The sequence below is a fragment of the Paenibacillus sp. NMA1017 genome, from assembly GCF_058895805.1.
In genome coordinates this window covers 837,658-855,201 of record NZ_JBZXYR010000001.1, presented here as the reverse complement: position 1 = coordinate 855,201, position 17,544 = coordinate 837,658, and the positions used below count along the sequence as shown (strand labels likewise).

The 17,544-nt window shown below is 44.4% G+C and carries 17 protein-coding genes and 1 tRNA gene; 8 read left to right on the top strand and 10 right to left on the bottom strand.

The window, feature by feature from the left end; genetic code table 11:
* Nucleotides 1–289: 289 nt before the first annotated feature.
* A complete protein-coding gene (locus tag AC5ELV_RS04050) occupies nt 290–1,090 on the top strand; it encodes a barstar family protein (RefSeq protein ID WP_493429201.1) in 801 nt (266 codons plus the stop codon).
* A 416-nt stretch (nt 1,091–1,506) separates the two neighbouring features.
* Here AC5ELV_RS04050 and AC5ELV_RS04045 read toward each other — a convergent pair whose 3' ends face one another.
* Both AC5ELV_RS04045 and AC5ELV_RS04040 read right to left on the bottom strand, forming a co-directional pair.
* Nucleotides 1,507–1,728, bottom strand: a complete 222-nt coding sequence (locus AC5ELV_RS04045) for a helix-turn-helix domain-containing protein (protein ID WP_010349271.1) — start codon at nt 1,726–1,728, stop codon at nt 1,507–1,509.
* A 211-nt stretch (nt 1,729–1,939) separates the two neighbouring features.
* Nucleotides 1,940–2,152, bottom strand: coding sequence for a helix-turn-helix domain-containing protein (locus AC5ELV_RS04040; RefSeq protein WP_493429200.1), 213 nt, complete (start codon nt 2,150–2,152; stop codon nt 1,940–1,942).
* A 284-nt stretch (nt 2,153–2,436) separates the two neighbouring features.
* Here AC5ELV_RS04040 and AC5ELV_RS04035 point away from each other — a divergent pair, with 284 nt between their 5' ends.
* On the top strand, nt 2,437–2,841 hold the full coding sequence (locus AC5ELV_RS04035; RefSeq protein WP_493429199.1) for a hypothetical protein: 405 nt from the start codon (nt 2,437–2,439) through the stop codon (nt 2,839–2,841).
* Nucleotides 2,842–2,882: 41 nt separating this feature from the next.
* Here the strand turns inward: AC5ELV_RS04035 and AC5ELV_RS04030 are convergent, their stop codons facing one another.
* Nucleotides 2,883–3,188, bottom strand: coding sequence for a hypothetical protein (locus tag AC5ELV_RS04030; RefSeq protein ID WP_493429198.1), 306 nt, complete (start codon nt 3,186–3,188; stop codon nt 2,883–2,885).
* Between the two features lie 165 nt (nt 3,189–3,353).
* Here AC5ELV_RS04030 and AC5ELV_RS04025 point away from each other — a divergent pair.
* Nucleotides 3,354–3,427: transfer RNA gene (locus AC5ELV_RS04025), tRNA-Pro, on the top strand.
* 249 nt (nt 3,428–3,676) lie between these two features.
* On the opposite strand, the gene AC5ELV_RS04020 is transcribed toward AC5ELV_RS04025, so the two are convergent.
* Nucleotides 3,677–4,948 (bottom strand): MFS transporter, encoded by a 1,272-nt coding sequence (locus AC5ELV_RS04020; RefSeq protein ID WP_493429197.1) that lies wholly within the window; start codon nt 4,946–4,948, stop codon nt 3,677–3,679.
* A 524-nt stretch (nt 4,949–5,472) separates the two neighbouring features.
* On the opposite strand from AC5ELV_RS04020, the gene AC5ELV_RS04015 reads away from it, so the two are divergent.
* The 3 genes from AC5ELV_RS04015 to AC5ELV_RS04005 all read left to right on the top strand — a co-directional run bounded on the left by AC5ELV_RS04015 (nt 5,473) and on the right by AC5ELV_RS04005 (nt 10,338).
* Nucleotides 5,473–8,364: a 2-oxoglutarate dehydrogenase E1 component gene (locus AC5ELV_RS04015; protein WP_493429196.1), complete on the top strand. Its 2,892-nt coding sequence runs from the start codon at nt 5,473–5,475 to the stop codon at nt 8,362–8,364.
* 5 nt (nt 8,365–8,369) lie between these two features.
* The gene (gene odhB, locus AC5ELV_RS04010; protein WP_493429195.1) at nt 8,370–9,668 is read left to right on the top strand and encodes a 2-oxoglutarate dehydrogenase complex dihydrolipoyllysine-residue succinyltransferase; all 1,299 of its coding nucleotides are present in this window, start codon (nt 8,370–8,372) and stop codon (nt 9,666–9,668) included.
* 139 nt (nt 9,669–9,807) lie between these two features.
* Nucleotides 9,808–10,338: a YfiT family bacillithiol transferase gene (locus tag AC5ELV_RS04005; protein WP_165176181.1), complete on the top strand. Its 531-nt coding sequence runs from the start codon at nt 9,808–9,810 to the stop codon at nt 10,336–10,338.
* 96 nt (nt 10,339–10,434) lie between these two features.
* Here the strand turns inward: AC5ELV_RS04005 and AC5ELV_RS04000 are convergent, their stop codons facing one another.
* The 4 genes from AC5ELV_RS04000 to mnmL form a co-directional block, all read right to left on the bottom strand.
* Nucleotides 10,435–11,442 (bottom strand): alpha/beta fold hydrolase, encoded by a 1,008-nt coding sequence (locus AC5ELV_RS04000; protein ID WP_493429194.1) that lies wholly within the window; start codon nt 11,440–11,442, stop codon nt 10,435–10,437.
* Nucleotides 11,443–11,467: 25 nt separating this feature from the next.
* On the bottom strand, nt 11,468–12,442 hold the full coding sequence (locus tag AC5ELV_RS03995; RefSeq protein WP_493429193.1) for a type I phosphomannose isomerase catalytic subunit: 975 nt from the start codon (nt 12,440–12,442) through the stop codon (nt 11,468–11,470).
* Between the two features lie 168 nt (nt 12,443–12,610).
* Nucleotides 12,611–13,192, bottom strand: coding sequence for a tRNA 5-(aminomethyl)-2-thiouridylate-methyltransferase MnmM (mnmM, locus tag AC5ELV_RS03990; RefSeq protein WP_493429192.1), 582 nt, complete (start codon nt 13,190–13,192; stop codon nt 12,611–12,613).
* Entirely contained in the window at nt 13,193–14,146 is a 954-nt protein-coding gene (mnmL, locus tag AC5ELV_RS03985; protein WP_068940000.1) for a tRNA modification radical SAM protein MnmL/YtqA, read from the bottom strand.
* Nucleotides 14,147–14,452: 306 nt separating this feature from the next.
* On the opposite strand from mnmL, the gene AC5ELV_RS03980 reads away from it, so the two are divergent.
* Together AC5ELV_RS03980 and trmB are read left to right on the top strand one after the other, a co-directional pair.
* Complete coding sequence (locus AC5ELV_RS03980) at nt 14,453–14,650, top strand: hypothetical protein (RefSeq protein ID WP_203055902.1); 198 nt, start codon at nt 14,453–14,455, stop codon at nt 14,648–14,650.
* Nucleotides 14,651–14,754: 104 nt separating this feature from the next.
* On the top strand, nt 14,755–15,468 hold the full coding sequence (gene trmB, locus AC5ELV_RS03975; RefSeq protein ID WP_013309374.1) for a tRNA (guanosine(46)-N7)-methyltransferase TrmB: 714 nt from the start codon (nt 14,755–14,757) through the stop codon (nt 15,466–15,468).
* Between the two features lie 41 nt (nt 15,469–15,509).
* Here the strand turns inward: trmB and AC5ELV_RS03970 are convergent, their stop codons facing one another.
* Both AC5ELV_RS03970 and AC5ELV_RS03965 read right to left on the bottom strand, forming a co-directional pair.
* Nucleotides 15,510–16,643, bottom strand: a complete 1,134-nt coding sequence (locus AC5ELV_RS03970; RefSeq protein WP_029516468.1) for an MGDG synthase family glycosyltransferase — start codon at nt 16,641–16,643, stop codon at nt 15,510–15,512.
* Nucleotides 16,644–16,694: 51 nt separating this feature from the next.
* Nucleotides 16,695–17,222 carry a phosphatase PAP2 family protein gene (locus tag AC5ELV_RS03965; protein ID WP_203055900.1) on the bottom strand — a complete coding sequence of 176 codons (528 nt, stop codon included), beginning with the start codon at nt 17,220–17,222 and terminating at the stop codon, nt 16,695–16,697.
* Nucleotides 17,223–17,544: the final 322 nt, after the last annotated feature.

The window sequence follows — 17,544 nt, the reverse complement described above, 5'->3', positions numbered from 1 at the left end:
TGATGGAATTTGGAACGATGAGACACTGGAGTCCAACTTCCAAATAATGCTGCCAAGGAATTTAAAAGTACTTTTTATAACAATGTTTTTACAATAAGTGAGGATAATAAACAATTACATGATTCCTATGATTCATACTCACGCATGGGCTGGTTAAATAGCAAAATAAACTTTGTTCAATTTGATAGGTATCGAATTAATGTATTCTTAGGAAGAACAGATTTGCAAGAAGCTAAAAGTGATGCCTTAAAATGTTACATTCCTTAAAATTATTGTGAGGAGATATGATATGAAATATAGATTTGCTGTCATTGACGATGAAAGTGGGCTCACAGTTGGTTATTGTAGAGATGTGGTTGGTTTAACGGGTGATATCATTGTCGAAACATATGAAAAGGTCATTTTTGAGCACTTTGTCTTTAATGAGGATTTCATAGGAAACATAACAAAGACAAAACAATCTGTACACAACTTGTACATTGCTATTTTAAATGATGAAGAAACAGTGATTGGAAGCTATTATTATCATCTACCTGAATCCTACATAATCCATAAACTAAATTATAATAAAGGAAACTTCAATCTGGAGTTAACAGGTATACTTGAAACGAAGCCCTCCCCTGTGGAATTAAGATTATGGGAGTTTTTAAAGGGTGCTCAGTCGCTTGAAAATAATATATGGCAAGGCTTTTCTAAAGAAGAACGGTCCGGGTGGCTAAACGTAACTAGAATACATTCTGAATCTAATCATTTTGCCAGACTGGATAAACGAGGAGAAGTTTACACCTTGGACGGCGAATACATATCTGATTTTACAACATTTTTTATAGCACTTGGTGAAGCGATTAATGGCCCCGGAGGGTACTATGGATTTAGCTTGGACAGTATATCGGACTGTCTCTGTGGAGGTTTTGGGACAGTAGGACCGTTCACGATCCATTGGAAAAACGCACATTATTTTTTGGAAAGATTCGAGGAAGAATGGGATCAAGATGAGAGAAGTTATGGATTTTCACCACGGCAATATTTTATGGATCTTTTAACGATCTTGGTATCAGGTGGTGTCACCGTGGATTTTTCTTCGAATTAAGATAGCAAAGCAAGAAGGGATTTTGAAATGGAATATAAATTAATGCAACCACCTTTTTGCACATAGATATTTGGGAATGGTATCTAGGGAATGTACAGATTCAAAGTAAAAGTGCTTTGGAGTTAGAAGAGGATCATTCAGGAACCAAAGTCTTATTTTAGCGTAAATCGTCCTGTTATCACTGGTTTGACTAAGGAAATAGATATGGATGTGATCATGATCTTAACGAATAAAATGTATTGAGTTTTAGACGGTGAGCGTAATCCTAATGCTTTATTGGACATTTATCATACGTGGGAGAAATATATTTAAAATCGCCTTATAGAAAGGGATTACGGTGTGAAATCTAATTGAGTGGGAAGATCGGTAAAAAAGTATTTTAAATATTATACAAAGAACAGAGAGCCGTTAACATGTTAACGGCTCTCTTCGTCGTCTTCTGGCAAGTATTCGATCAGTTCACCAGGGAGTACGCCAAGGGTTCTACAAAGTGTATTCAAGGTTGGGAAGTCAATTCGGGCGTTTGCGTTGGAGGCCAAAGCTTTAACCGTATTTCTATTAATTCCCGTAATAGAAACAATATCTTTCTGTTCGAGTCCACGATCCTTCATAATTTTATCAAGAGAAAATCTAATCACAACAATTCCTCCAAGAAGTAATCAAGTAAACTAGTTGACATGTATAGAATAGAAGCGTATATTTGTAAATAAGTAATCTAGTTAACAAGATTATAAGTAAACTAATTTGATGTCTTCATAGTATCAAAATGCTTTATAATTAGCAACAGTCACTATTTTGATAATCCTAAACAAATAAATGCGTGAGGAGGGGGAAATAAACGAAAGGGATCTAGTCTGCACCATCCTCTACATACTCGATAACATCTTGAACATGGCAGTCTAGAGCTTTACAGATTTTATCTAGCGTATCAAATTTCACACCGTCTGTTTCTTCGTTGTAAAGTTTGGTGATTCCGTTTCTATGTAATCCAGTCATGCGGGAAAGCTCGGCAATATTTATTCGTTTTTCGCCCATAATACGGGAAAGATGAATCTTTATCATATTTTCCTCCAGCTAAATGCATTCTATAGTGTTAAAAAGCAACATCAAAGTATTGACAATAAACACTGTTCGATGTATTCTGAAAACAACAAAAATAACACTGTAATGTGCATTTGGTTTATTGAAATGTTATTTGTGAACGTCGTAGTAATATGCTTATCGTACCAAAACGTTTTACAATTAGCAATTAATTATCGTTCAACCACCTAGTTTGAAAAACTACCTGGAGAAGAAAGTATATTGGTAAATAAGAAATTTTGAACAAAGGAATGGAGCGAGGATGTATGACAGAATGGGTAATGGGATTGGAACGGGTATCCATGGTTCAGGGGCCGTATGATTTACCTCATATGTATGAAATATGCGAAGGAATTCTGTATGACCATCAATACTTCTTTTACCTCGAAAATGGCATACTGTGTTTGCGCCATGTGAAGAAGGTGGAGCAATCATATCATACGCATCTTTATCTGGATGGAGAGAGCGGAGGCTTGCAACTGGCTGAGGGTGTACAAGGGGAAGTTATGCAAGTTGTCACGGAGATCATCGAACGCTTACGCGCTAAGGATGGACTGACATTTTTATTCGATGAACTGCTGTGGCTACATGGGAGGGGACCCATTGAATTAAACCTTTTCAATAAGAAGGATGAAGTGAACCCAAGTGGCAGACAACTTGCTACGAAATAAATGATTCTTATGCTCTATATCATGGAACTTGTAGAAAAAAATTATGATTTCAGTGAATGTACCAGTTGTTGACTGATAAAAATGAGCGGATAACGAATCAATATGGTCAATTCCACCACAACAGCATCACCAGAGGGAGTAAATCCAAAATCACCTCCCAATAATATGTTTTGCTGCTGCTTTGATGAAGGAAATTCTGGTTCATCCAAGCCATATTGTTCTTTGATTCTCTCTTTCGTTTCATGATCTATGACAAGGTTATCCTGTGCAAAGGTATAGCACATAGGAACAATTAACTGTATTAAAAGAAGTAATGCAACGGGTATAAGCACTTTTTTGCTTTGCATGGTTAGCTCCTAAGATCTCTGTTTTTGACCTCTTAACTTTTGTATCTACCATAATGAAAACAACTTAAAAATGCAACAGAATGATGGGGAAATAAACCCTTTACAGGATTTTATGACCAGAATATAATGGTAAATAACAGCATCGATCTACATACACTGGGTTATCGGGGTATAGCGCAGTCAGGTAGCGCGCACCCTTGGGGTGGGTGAGGTCGTGGGTTCGAATCCCGCTACTCCGATTTTTATCAAAATGTCCTGCTGATGCAGCTAATGCGTCTGCCGGGCATTTTTTTTTGAATATTACATACCCTATCGGTCTATGTATCTACTGGGTTGTGACGAGCTAGTCGTATGCAACGAATGTATGTACTTGTGGAGCATTTGAGAGGAGATATGATGAAGCCACCTCTGCACTGGATATGGAGGCAGAAGTGGCAACTCAACAATCGCTGGCGGAAATGGTCTGCTGTTTGACTTTTTTAATTTGCCTATAAAGATTCCTGAAGGGTCTTGGAAGAAGTGCTGTAATCAGCATAACGGGGAAGCACAATAGTGTAGTATATTCCTACAATAACGGTACAGACCCCAACTAATAAAAACAAGAGCTCAATTGAAATAAATGAAGGGAAGCTTACAGCAATGAAACCTAATGTAAGAGACTGGGACAGCATCATTAACGGATTAATTAAACCTTGCACACGTCCCATCATTTGAGGATCTACAATACGAGGAAGCCATCCTCCTATACCAATGTTAATGAACGGAAGTATCAGTGCAATGACAAAATTGATAATCAGAAAAGCATAGAGGTGGTTAACAAATCCAAGTGTGCACATTCCCATTCCGGCTACCAGAACTCCCGCTGCAATCATTTGGTGTAGCTTTAGCTTGGCGGAGATGAGAGATGCGATTAGGGTACCAAGCAACACACCAGCTCCAAAAATAATACCTGTCCAAACCATATACTGCTCATAGTTGCCTGGAGCTAGCTTATATTTAAGAATAAACATCGGTAAAACGCTAAATCCACCATTTAAAATACCGAACATAAAAAAGCCTGAAACCAACCAAAGCAGTAGTCTGTTGCGTAATATGTAAAGAAACCCTTGTTTAAAATCGATCATGACAAGTTTGAATTTTAATTGTTTAAATTGATGTGCCCCGTTCGGAAGGCGTACTTCCTTTGGAATTTTGCAAGAACGAATAAGCAGTGCAGACACAATAAAAGAAATTGCATCAATTAGGATGGCTCCAGTAATTCCAAAGTGCCAGTAAACGACGGCCCCCAGAGTTCCTCCAAATAACATGAAAAGACTCCCCATCATTTGATTGAGACCTGCGGCAATGGTGTAATCATCTTCGCTTAATATCCCCTGTATAATGGCACTTTCGGCTGGGAAGAAAAATTTGGAGGCAGCACTACGGATGAAGAGGAGGGCAAATATCAAAGGAATCGAATCGACCCAAATAAAAATAAGCAAACATAAGGATAAAAAAGCGCTGATCCAGTCACAATTAACAGCAATTTTTTGTCGGTCCATCCGATCTGCCAGCACTCCAACCACGAGAAATACTACCAGCATCGGAAGCGAATACATTAACTCGGCAAGCGTTGCATAGTATGGCTGATTTGTAAACCGTTTCAACAAATAAAACATGAATGCAGTAACCCCGATAATTCCTCCCATTTGTGAGGCGAAGGTTGCCAGAAAAAACCTGACATAATTCTTGTTTCTGAGTATTTGTTTTAATCCAGTCACAGTTCCATCCCTTTCGCTTTCAAAGCGGTTTTTAGATGCCTAATTAAAATAATAGTGAAAAGTAGGAATATTGTACAGAAAAGTGACTTTAATGTCACTTTAAGTTTGAATTTGCATCGTATCGGACCCTCTACCTTTTATATTCTGCTGTTCACGATAATCATAGTGGGGGTGGACTGGGAAGTTGTTTTCAAAATGGTTTGGCGTAGTATGAGGAGCAACATAAACTTAAATAACCAGCCGTCGGTTGATATCCGACGGCTGGTTATTTAAGTTGCCAGGTGTTTGATTACAGAATAGCCCGATTCATCTCATTTACGCATGGATATGTTGAGAAAAAGGAAATGCTCATAGCTAGAAAACTTTATACAATGGAAGAGGAATAAGAACTGTGAAATTCGACTTTTGATGCAGGATTTCATATAATGTGAGCATATTGTGAACAACTTAAATTAAAGGCTTAATAAAAAATGAAAATGATTTCCGTCCAGCTATGAATTTCAAAATTTGACGGAGGGAACGAGATGACAATGGAAGAGAGCAGCAGACAGGTACCTTGGCAGGCGTATTATGGACCTAATCTAGGTTATGTGCAGGACCAGTATGAAAAGTATGTAGCGGACCCCGGAACGGTTGATCCGGCTTACCGCGAGCTATTTGATCAATGGGGTGAGCCGCCACAATCCGAATACTCGGCTGCTTCCATGATAGACAACAAATTGCAAGGCCCCCCCACAAGTGCTTTGGGGCACCTTGATTCGAACACATTACAGAAAGCGGTTACAGCGGGGAAAATGGTATGGAATATCCGTGAATACGGACATTTAGCCGCCCAAATCGATCCGCTGGAACTGGATGCAGAGCAGGATACACGCTTGCTTAATCCAGCATCTTACGGTTTAACTGAACAAGACTTGAAGGCTTTTCCAGCCTCTTTAATATGGGATAACGCTCCTGCGGGAACACTTAACGGATGGGAAGCCATTCAACGGTTACGTGTGGCATACACAGGTCCGATTGCCTATGAATTTAGTCATATTCATAACGAGGAGGAGCGCCGCTGGCTGAACAGCTATGCAGAATCTGGCTGGTCCTCCAAGCCACTCACAACACAGGAACGCAAGTCGTTGCTGGGCAGATTGGTAGAAGTAGAACAGTTCGAAGAGTTTTTGCATAAAACATTCGTCGGACAGAAACGTTTTTCCATTGAGGGTAATGATGTGCTTGTCCCTGTACTCGACGAGATTATTCGTCTAACCACAAATGCAGGAGCAAGTCATGTTCTGATGGGTATGGCGCATCGCGGCCGTTTGAATGTACTGGCTCATGTGCTGGGCAAGCCTTACAGTAAGATTTTCTCTGAATTTCATCATTCGCCGAATAAAGATTTGATCCCGTCGGAAGGTTCCACAGGAATTAACTACGGCTGGACTGGCGATGTGAAATATCATCTGGGTGCTGATCGTTTTGTAAAAGATGGGGAAGCGGTGCAGGCTCGTCTGACATTGGCGAATAACCCGAGTCACTTGGAATATGTGAATCCGGTGGTACAAGGATTTTCACGAGCTGCACAGGAAGACCGCAGTGAGGCCGGTTATCCGAAGCTGGATGTGAGCAAGGCAGCTACAATTATTATGCACGGTGATGCGGCTTTCCCAGGTGAAGGTATCGTGGCAGAATCACTTAATTTCACGAATTTGCGCGGCTTCCGCAATGGCGGTTCAGTTCATATTATTGTGAATAATCGTCTGGGTTTTACGACGGAAAGTGTCGATTCCCGTTCGACCCGTTATGCCAGTGATCTGGCTAAAGGCTATGAAATTCCAATTGTGCATGTGAATGCGGATAATCCTGAAGCTTGTATTGCAGCAGCTCGTATGGCTGGCGAATACCGCAATCGTTTCAAGAAGGATTTTCTGATTGATCTGATTGGTTACCGTCGTTATGGTCACAATGAATCTGATGACCCGGAAACAACACAACCGCTGGTATATCGTAAGGTGAAGAATCATCCGACGGTGAGCAAATTGTATGCTCAAAAGCTGATGAAGCAGGGGATTGTGGATGAAGCGTTTAGTGCCAGCCTCATTGAAAAGGTCCAAAACAGACTGAAGGAAGCGCATGAGCATGTGAAGAATCAACCGGAACAAGAGCCGGAAATGAGTCCTGTGAAGGCGAAAAAGAATCAGAATTCTATGGTACGTACTGCAGTGGAATTGAAAAAACTGCGCCAGATCAATGAAAACTTACTCAAATGGCCGCAGTCTTTTCATGTATATCCGAAGCTGGATCGAATTTTACAACGTAGAAAAACTGCTCTGAACGAGGGTGAAAAGGTAGATTGGAGCTTGGCGGAGACGCTGGCTTTGGCCACCATTCTTGCAGACGGCAAGCCTATTCGTATGACAGGTCAGGATGCGGAGCGAGCTACATTTGCTCACCGTAACCTTGTGCTGCATGAGCCTGAAACAGGCCGTACACATTGCCCGTTGCATACATTGCCGGAAGCACGTGCTTCGTTCAGTATTCATAACAGTCCATTGTCTGAGGCATCTGTCCTCGGCTTTGAATATGGCTATAACGTGTATTCTCCTGAAACGTTAGTGATTTGGGAAGCACAATTCGGCGATTTTGCCAACTGTGCACAGGTTATTTTTGACCAATTCATTTCTGCGGGCCGTGCCAAATGGAGACAGAAATCGAGTCTGGTGATGCTGTTACCGCATGGTAGCGAAGGACAAGGACCGGAGCATACGAGCGCACGTCTGGAGCGTTTTCTCCAGTTGTCCGCACAAAATAACTGGACTGTCGCTAATTTGAGCAGTGCCTCACAGTATTTCCATCTGCTGCGCCGTCAGGCTGCATTAAGCGAAAGTGAGGAAGCCCGTCCGCTTGTGATGATGTCGCCGAAGAGCCTGATTCGTAACAATCGTGTCGCTTCGCCTGCTTCTGAATTCAGCGAAGGAGCATTCCGTCCTGTGTTGGAACAGCCTGGTCTGGGTGCACGTCCGGATCGTGTAGAGCGCATTGTACTGTGCAGTGGCAAGATTGCCATTGATCTCGAAGAAGCATTGGAAAAGGATAAGAATGAGGCAGAAGAGCGTCTGCATATTATTCGTGTGGAGCAGTTATACCCTTTCCCGGAAGAAGAAATTCGGAATATTTTCGGCCGCTTCCCGCATGTTAAGGAGTTCGTATGGGCTCAGGAAGAACCTAAAAATATGGGTGCTTGGAGTTACATTGAACCTCGTCTGCGGAATGTTGTGCCACAGGGAGCGGAAATTCGTTACGCAGGCAGACCAGATCGCTCAAGCCCGGCGAGCGGTTATCAGCAAGTACACAGCCTAGAACAACAGCGAATTATTCAATCGGCGTTGAAGCAGGATTCCAAAAACAATATTACACTGGGGAGGTAGCGGCTGTGAGCGATATTATAGTGCCAGCAATGGGAGAATCCATCACGGAAGGAACAATCTCCAAATGGCTTGTGAAGGAAGGGGATTCCGTAGGACAGGGAGATGTTCTACTGGAGCTGGAAACCGATAAGGTCAATCTGGAAATTAGTGCGGAAGAAGCAGGTGTGGTCCAGAAAATCCTTCGTCAGGAGGGAGATACTGTGGTCATCGGTGAAGCTGTTGGCTTGATCGGAAGCGGCAGTGGGAGTGCGGATTCAACCGGTGCTGGAGAAGTTGCAGCGACTCCAGCGCCTGAAGCGCCGTCCGTAGCGACTTCACCGTCTTCCGTAGAAGGCGGCGGTAAAGCAGAACAAAAGTCTGCACCGCCTATTTCGTCGAATGGCGACGGAAATAGCCAGACGGCATCACCATCCGCCCGGAAGTTGGCGCGTGAGCGCGGGATTGATCTTGAGCAGGTACAGGGAAAGGACCCGCTCGGACGCGTTTTCCAGGAGGATGTAAAAACGCATAATAGTGCTGAAGTGTCACGTGCAGCATCTGTACCTGCGTCTCCCGCTACTAGCAAGCCTGCGCCTCCGTCTCCAGCTCAAACGGAGTACAGCAAGCCTGTAGAACGCCAGCGGATGTCTCGTCGCAGAGCGACGATCGCGAAGCGTCTTGTTGAAGCACAGCAAACAGCTGCCATGCTCACCACTTTTAATGAAGTGGATATGACCGCCATTCTCGATGTGCGTAAACGCCGTAAAGATAAGTTTAAGGAAAAACATGATGTAGGCTTGGGTTTTATGTCTTTCTTTACAAAGGCAGTGGTTGGTGCACTCAAGCGCTTCCCTACAGTGAATGCAGAAATTAACGGCGATGATATCGTACTGAAAAAATACTATGATATCGGGATCGCTGTATCTGCCAAGGAAGGTTTGGTCGTGCCAGTTGTGCGGGACGCTGATCGTCTTGGCTTTGCTGAAATTGAGAAGAGCATTGCAGATTTGGCTGGCAAAGCACGCTCCAATTCGCTTTCTCTGGCCGACTTGCAAGGAGGAACCTTTACTATAACCAATGGAGGTATTTTCGGTTCCCTGCTGTCTACGCCAATTCTCAATACGCCGCAAGTGGGTATTTTGGGAATGCATAAAATTCAAATTCGCCCGATTGCCATCGACGAGGAACGTATGGAAAATCGTCCGATGATGTATATCGCGTTATCCTACGATCACCGGATTATTGATGGTAGTGAGGCGGTTCGTTTCCTGGTAACGGTCAAAGAATTGCTGGAAGATCCGGAATCATTGTTACTCGAAGGATAAAATAAATCGGGCAAGTGGATCTCCTCTTTACGGGTATGACAAAAGCAGACTCTTGCGAGTCTGCTTTTTTTCCTGCATAGTTATAACATAAGGCAACTGATATTACAGGCAGTAGATGTAGAGAAGGGCGGGAACTGTTTTGGACAAAGATTTGCGCTATCCGATAGGATCATTTGTTGTTCCAGATACCATTACAGAAGAACAGCTTATCGCATGGATTCACGACATTGCTGAATTGCCTGCACAGCTGCGTCAGGCGGTCGAAGGACTGAATGAGCAGCAGCTAAATACGCCTTATCGCGAAGGGGGCTGGACGATTCGGCAGGTAGTTCATCATGTGGCAGACAGCCATATGAACAGCTATATCCGTTTTAAGCTGGCGCTGACGGAGGATACACCAACGATCAAGCCATATGATGAGGGGCGTTGGGCCGAAATACCAGACGCCAGGGAGCTTCCGCTTGAACCTTCATTGCAATTGCTGGAAGGATTGCATGAACGGTGGGTGACCGTGTTGCGATCGTTGGGAGAGGATCAGCTACACCGAACATTTATTCATCCTGAATCGGGCCAGACGATCCGCCTGGAACGAAACATCGGCATCTATGCCTGGCATGGCAAGCATCACACAGCTCATATTACTTCCCTGAGAGAACGGAATGCATGGTGATTTTAAACTATACCCAAATGAAAATATAAAGGAATAAGAAAAGAAACCTTCAATCCCACTTTAATCGTGGTTTTAAAGGTTTCTTTTCTTATTCCCTCACAAGGCTGATGATTTGGCTGAGGTTGATTGTTCAGGTGCCTCGGAGGTTCCAGACAATGCGGAAACAGAGGTTACCCCTGTGTTAACATGCCGGTCGAGCCAGTCCACGATGTCACTCATCACCTCGTCGCGGTTTGTTTCATGAAGCATCTCATGGCGACCATCAGGATAGAGGCGATACTCCATGTCCTGAAGCTCCAGGCTTCGATACATCTCCACTAGTGACAACACACCTTTACCGAACAAACCCACTGGATCACGATCCCCGGCAAAAATATAAACTGGCAGTTTGGGATTGATGTGTTTCAGCGAGGAAGGCCAGTGGATTTCTTGCAATAGCCTGAAAAAATCCAGAAAAAAGCCAGTCGTGCAAATAGCTCCACATAATGGGTCATGTACGAACTGATCTACTTCCTCAGGATCACGGGACAGCCAGTCAAACGCTGTACGTACCGGACGAAAAGCACGATTAAAGCCGCCAAAGACCATTGCGTTGAGCAGCATGCTGCGATGATCCATGCCTTGCAGCTTGGCTTGCAGTAGAGCAACTTGCTCTCCGAGTTTTAGAAGACCACGTCGTCCGTTAGTTCCCGATAAAATAAACCCGTGATACGTTTGCCGATCATCATACATAATTTTCTGGGTTAAAAAGGACCCCATGCTGTGACCCAGCAAAAAACGAGACTGATCAGGGAATTCCTTAGCCGCAATTTCGCCTAGCTCCAGCATGCCATTTGCCATTCGATTAAACGCATTAGCTCCTGGCATACCCAGCTTATCAGGATCACCAGCCGTGCGCCCGTGACCAATATGATCGTTGGCATACACACCATAACCGCAAGCAGTAAGCTTTTCGGCCAGCCGGATGTAGCGATAGGACGTCTCGCACATACCATGCGAAATTTGTACAATCCCCTTAATGGGCAAATTCTGATCAGGCAGCCAGCGGTAGGCAAAAAGCTCTGTTCCGTCATTTTCAGCGATGGTGAAGGTGTATTCCCGCATAATTAGACATCACATCCTTTAAGCTTTAAGGAAGATAAGATCTAAGTACGGTCATTCCGTCATTCAGCGTGTAACCGCTCAGGTTAGCGGGCAACAGGAAGCAATCTCCAGCTTTACAGGAAAGAGACTCGGTATTATTGTTCCATGTTATGGTCCCACTGCCTTCACAAATCACGAGAATGGTGAAGCTGGCTTCCGTTGTAGAAAGTGCCCAACTTCCATCTACGATACCCTTTTCCACAACAAAATACTCACAGGCTGCCAGTTGGAGCCATTTTCCAGGCTGTAAGCCGTCCGTTTTCATCGTTGTTGCGCCTGCACCTTCGTAGGAGGTTACATTAAGGGAATCCTCGATATGCAACTCACGAGGCTTGCCGTCCAGTCCGGGGCGATTATAGTCATATAAACGATAGGTAGTATCCGAATTCTGCTGAATTTCAGCAACGACAACGCCTGCACACAATGCATGTACGGTTCCGGCGGGGATGAAGAACGTATCACCTGCTTCGACTGGAACCTGGCGCAAACTGCCGAGGATGTCCCCACTTTCAAGAGCTGTACGCAGACTCTCGCGGGTTACACCTTCGGTCAGACCATAAATAATCTTGGCATCTGGCTTGGCATCAAGCACGTACCACATTTCAGTTTTTCCTAATTCTCCGGCTGGAAGTCCTGCGTAATCATCTGTCGGATGCACCTGAACGGATAAGTCATCATTACAATCCAGTAGTTTGATCAAAAGTGGGAATCGTCCGCCTTTTTCAGATACACCCTTGGCCCCGAGCCAATCCTGCCCGTAGGTCTCGCGGATTTCATCCAGTCCTTTGCCTGCCAGCTCACCATTGATGACCGTTGTTGTTCCGTTTGGATGATCGGCAATCATCCATCCTTCCCCGATATGTCCTTCTGGTGGGGTTAGACCAAATTGTTCTAAGGCCCGTCCTCCCCAAACTCTCTCTTTGAACTCAGGTTGAAATTGCAGCGGGTATGGCTTTAGCATAATTTCTCTCCTCCATAATGAGTAATGAGTGCGAACTAACAGAATAGGGAAATCAATAACGTGCCGCTGGGGCAATAAACTGGGATGAATAGCGCCCAAACGAGCTTATAAAATGATATATGTAAGGCGGCTAAAAAGCCGCTCATAACCTGAGTTTAAAATCCGACATTATTTCTTCTCAACCGCTACTACGTAAGGGGAAGCGGCTCGTTGTAATTGACGATAAATAATGCTTTGACCGCTGGAGACCGGGAGAGCAGAAGCCCATTGAAGAACGGCATCTGCTTCTTCACTACCTCCAGCGTGCCCTGGATAGAGTACGGCAGTCAGAATGCCACGTGGTCGTAGTAATTGTAAGGCAGCATCAAGTGCGACGAGCGTGCTGTCTGTATGCGTGATAACAGTCGGATCGGCGCCTTCGGACGGCAAGTAGCCGAGGTTAAACATGACCGCAGCGACTTTGCCATGCAGCATGTCTGGAACGGCCTCCCGCATTTGCTCATGCCCTTGTAGTAGTAGCGATACTTCTGCTAATGAAGGTGAAGCGTTTTCTTCCAGTCGACGACGGGCGCAATGCAGTGCTTCTTGCTGGATGTCAAAGCCATAGACACGACCCCGTTTGCCAGCAGTTTTTGCCAGAAACAACGTATCTGCTCCTGTACCGACGGTAGCGTCTATAGCAGTATCGCCTGGCTGCACCCGCGTAGCCACCAATTGATGAGCGTAGCTCAGGACGGATAGGAACCCCATTTAAGGTTGCCTCCAGTATTTTCCCTGCCACGTTTCGCGTGACTTCAGTTCATGATCAATGGCATTAAGCACTTCCCATTTTTTAAGCGACCACATGGGTCCAACTAACAAATCGCGCGGGGCATCTCCGGTCAACCGATGAACGATCATTTCGGGAGGTAAAAACTCTAGCGTATCAACAATCAGCTTCACGTATTCGTCCTTTTCCAGAAAGCGTAGCAATCCCGCTTCATACTGCTTGACCATAGGCGTTTTGCGCATGAGATGCAGCAGATGGATTTTGATGCCCTGCACATCCATAGCCGCTACTGCACGTCCTGTATCAAGCATCATTTCATGCGTCTCTTGGGGCAGACCATAAATAATGTGGGCGCACACGCGGATATTCCGCTTGCGCAGCTTTTCCACCGCATCCAGATAGCATTGAGTATCATGAGCGCGGTTAATCAGCTCTGAGGTCGATTCATGGACAGTTTGCAGACCCATTTCGACCCACAGGTACGTGCGTTCGTTTAGCTCGGCAAGGTAATCCACTACATCGTCAGGCAGGCAATCAGGACGTGTAGCGATGGACAGACCGACAACGCCGGGCTGCTCCAGAATAACCTCAAAATATTCTCGCAGTTCCTCAACCGGGGCATAGGTATTAGTATAGGCTTGGAAATAGCCAATATATTTGGCGTTTGGCCATTTTAGATGCTGCCGATCCCGAATCGTATTAAACTGGGTGACCAGATCATCACGGCGACGCCCGGCAAAATCACCCGATCCGCGTGCGCTACAAAAGGTGCAACCGCCTTTAGCGATGGAACCATCGCGATTCGGACAGGTAAAACCCGCATCCAGCATGACTTTGAATACTTTATTTTGAAATTGCTCACGCATTTCGTAATTCCAAGTATGGAACCGTTTATCTCCCCACAGGAGAGGAGCAGGCAATAAATCTGTTTTCATGGGTGTACTCCTTTTTTTACGATCACCCTATTGTAACAAAAATCGGTCTTCATTGGGAATCATTTGACCGAACAAGTCAATAAAATGTGCGTATTTTATGGCGTTGCGGATTGAAAAAGGTTACACAATGTGTTATATTGTAAGCGGTACCAGACATACGATAAAAGGACTGTTTTCGATCCTGAAGATAAAAGTTATCCGTTGCTAATGATTATTCTTCAGGGAGGCAGCTATGCTGTTTCTATCGCCTGTTTTAGGGTAAGTGCACGTCGGTTCCATCACAAATAACCCGTGAGGTGATCTTTTATGAATGCGCAGGATAAGACGCGTATGGATAAAGTTACTGTTGAGTTAACCTTTGATGAGGCGTTGGCATTGACTGGTGTCCGTTTTGGGCAGGATCGTCAGATTGGAACGACCGCACGTCAAAAAATCAGAGCGGCTTGCCAAAAGACAATTGATTTTTCACCTGCTGATAGGGTAGACTATGAACAATTAAATTAGTTGGACCCCAATCCAAATATATTGAAAAAGGAATTTCATTTCCGTATCTTCAAGCGGGGGTGAAATTCCTTTTTCCTTGATAACAGAGTATATGGAGGAGTAACATGCGTTTACGCGGAAGAAAAGGAATACGGGAAAGTCTGGAAGAACAGCAGGACCTAGTCATCTTGGAGCCGGCACAGTATAAGGGGAAATGGCAACAGCTTTTTGGTAATGATCGTCCCATTCATGTAGAGTTCGGTATGGGTAAAGGGCAATTTATAAGTCAAATGAGCTTCCGGAATCCGGAGGTTAACTATATTGGCTTTGATATGTATGATGAGCTGGTTCGCCGTGCAACAGAAAAGTCTCGTCTGGCCTGGAGTAATTCAGAGGTTGATACGCCGCCTAATATTAAATTGGCACTGGCAAACATTGAACAGATCGAGAATGTTTTTGAACCAGGAGAAATTGAACGCATTTATCTGAATTTTAGTGATCCCTGGCCTAAAGCCAAGCATGCACGTCGTCGTTTGACGCATCCGCGTTTTTTGGACAAGTACCGTCAGCTTTTGAACAGCAAAGGACAAATTCATTTTAAGACTGATTCGGAGACACTGTTTGAGTTTTCTTTGAATTCGTTTGCCGATAGCGGTTTACAAATGACGAATATTTCGTTAAACCTTCATCGTGAGGGGATCAACGAGGAGCATGTCATGACGGAATATGAACAAAAGTTCATGGGCAAGGGTATGAATATTCATCGAGTCGAGGTGCTGATCGGCAAAGATGCTTTGGAAGAGTACGGAAAAACACGCCTTGAAAAGTACGGGAAATAAAAAATAGATCAAATGGATAAAATAAGACAGGGTGCTTCCTTTTAGGAAAGCACCCTGTTCGGTTCCAGTATATCCAAAATACTCTGTGCGCTCTGAAGAGGATAATATCGCGCCACATTGTGGACGTGCTCCTGTCGCTTGCGGACGATTTCTGGAAAATCGTGTAGCAGTCGGTTCATCCATTTAACGACAACATCCAGCGAAGTAATAGGTTCTCCGTAGCCTTGAGCCGTAAAGTATTGACAATTTTCCTCCTCCTGTCCAGGGAGAGGTTTGTGAAACAGCATCGGAATCCCTTTGGCCAATCCCTCGGTGCATGTCATTCCGCCGGGTTTGGTGATGAGCAGATTCGATACCTCCATTAATTTGTCGATTTCCCGTGTAAATCCGAAGATATGAATATTTGGATGATTAAACCTGGGATCTAATTGCATTTTACGACGAATTTTATCATTATGCCCCAAACAAAAAATAAACTGAATGTTTTCTCTCCACTGAGTAAGCGAACGATGTATGACTTCGTCATTCATAAGGCCCCAGCCGCCACCCATAACGAGTACGGTCGGGATGGGTTTAAGTCCAAATTGTTCTCTAATTTCATCGTGCCCAGGATGTTCCCAAAAATTTGGATGAACGGGAATGCCGGTCACCTGGATTTTCGAGACGGGTACTCCGCGTGCTCGCAGCTTACGCATGACTTCAGGCGTAGATACAAAGTACCGGTCAACCTCGGGACTAATCCATGTTCCATGTGCATCGTAGTCTGTAATAACAGTACAAAGCGGAACATGTAAACCTAAGCGCTTCAAACGTGAAATTACTGCGCTTGGGATGGGATGAGTACATACCACCAAATCGGGACGAAGCTGCCGGAGAATGTTTCGGGTCTGCGTGTAGAACAGACGGTGCAAAGCGAGCGTTGTAAGACGGTTTAATGATTTTTTGTACTGATGACGGTAAACCAATCCGACTAGACGAGGCTGCGATACGACAGTCTTCTTGTATGCTGTAATAATAAGGGGGGCCATTCTTGGATTCAAAAAACTCCCCAGCTCCAGCACTCTTGTCTGCACATTCGGAGAAAGCTTCCGCAAACTGCTTGAGAGCGCGTAGGCAGCTTGAGTATGTCCGGCACCGAAACCTTCCGATAATAATAACACTCGTTTTTTAGCCACTCTCATTTCACCTGTTCCTGCTGGGATGTTCTCAATCATACCATATCGGCTTTAAGGCCAGAATGCAACCGTTCCTATTGCTGCAGACGTTCCGATCACGGCTCCTGCAAGTACATCCGTTGGGTAGTGGAGACCTAGATAAATCCGAGAAAAACCTACAATTGTCGCTACAGGCAACAGCAGCAGTGTTAGCATCGGTGACTGTAGCATAAAAGGCACGGCAGCTGAAAAAATAGCGGTCGTGTGCCCTGAGGGAAAAGAATGGTCCGACAAGGGGTTGCGGAATGTATTTGTACCTGGTAGCGCTAAATACGGGCGAATCCGCGGGTACAGCTTTTTAACGATAGCTACGGGGATGTGACTGACCCCGAGAGCGATGGCTCCCTTCATACCGGAATCTTTCCACGGGTTCGGAGCGAGCCACCAAATAAGGAGTGTGGAGGCTATAGTAAAGGTAGCCCCGCCTAAATGTGTGAGATAATAAAGCCAGAAGTTCAAAAAACGGTTGTGTAAGCGTCCGTTGATCCATTTGAACAACTGCTGCTCTAGACTTACAAGTTTTACGACTAGACGTTGCATTTGGTTTCCTCCGGTTGCCGGTTCAGGTCAGTCGGCAAATATTTTGAGTCATTTTGACATAATCAGACCATAAGTAATTATTCTCTTGCTCTCATCATATTTTTAAACGCTGTTCATTTCAAGAATCACTAAAGATTCATAACTTACTTGGTTCAATTCTACACAAAAATGTTAATGGAATATAAGCCGTATTGTATAACTTTCTTTGCGTTCATCCGTCTAATAAGATAGAGTGTTTAGAAGTGGTTGCTAATTGGCCCACAAAAAGGAGGGACCAAAGAAATAAAAAGTTAGCAAATGGATGAAAATAAGACCTAAACGT

Coding starts and splice junctions, on each gene's coding strand:
- AC5ELV_RS03965 (WP_203055900.1), bottom strand. CDS start 17,222: ATGCAACGTCTAGTCGTAAAACTTGTAAGTCTAGAGCAGCAGTTGTTC.
- AC5ELV_RS04000 (WP_493429194.1), bottom strand. CDS start 11,442: ATGCGGGAATACACCTTCACCATCGCTGAAAATGACGGAACAGAGCTT.
- AC5ELV_RS03980 (WP_203055902.1), top strand. CDS start 14,453: ATGAATGCGCAGGATAAGACGCGTATGGATAAAGTTACTGTTGAGTTA.
- AC5ELV_RS04015 (WP_493429196.1), top strand. CDS start 5,473: ATGACAATGGAAGAGAGCAGCAGACAGGTACCTTGGCAGGCGTATTAT.
- mnmL (WP_068940000.1), bottom strand. CDS start 14,146: ATGAAAACAGATTTATTGCCTGCTCCTCTCCTGTGGGGAGATAAACGG.
- AC5ELV_RS04035 (WP_493429199.1), top strand. CDS start 2,437: ATGACAGAATGGGTAATGGGATTGGAACGGGTATCCATGGTTCAGGGG.
- AC5ELV_RS04040 (WP_493429200.1), bottom strand. CDS start 2,152: ATGATAAAGATTCATCTTTCCCGTATTATGGGCGAAAAACGAATAAAT.
- trmB (WP_013309374.1), top strand. CDS start 14,755: ATGCGTTTACGCGGAAGAAAAGGAATACGGGAAAGTCTGGAAGAACAG.
- AC5ELV_RS04030 (WP_493429198.1), bottom strand. CDS start 3,188: ATGCAAAGCAAAAAAGTGCTTATACCCGTTGCATTACTTCTTTTAATA.
- AC5ELV_RS03995 (WP_493429193.1), bottom strand. CDS start 12,442: ATGCTAAAGCCATACCCGCTGCAATTTCAACCTGAGTTCAAAGAGAGA.
- mnmM (WP_493429192.1), bottom strand. CDS start 13,192: ATGGGGTTCCTATCCGTCCTGAGCTACGCTCATCAATTGGTGGCTACG.
- AC5ELV_RS04050 (WP_493429201.1), top strand. CDS start 290: ATGAAATATAGATTTGCTGTCATTGACGATGAAAGTGGGCTCACAGTT.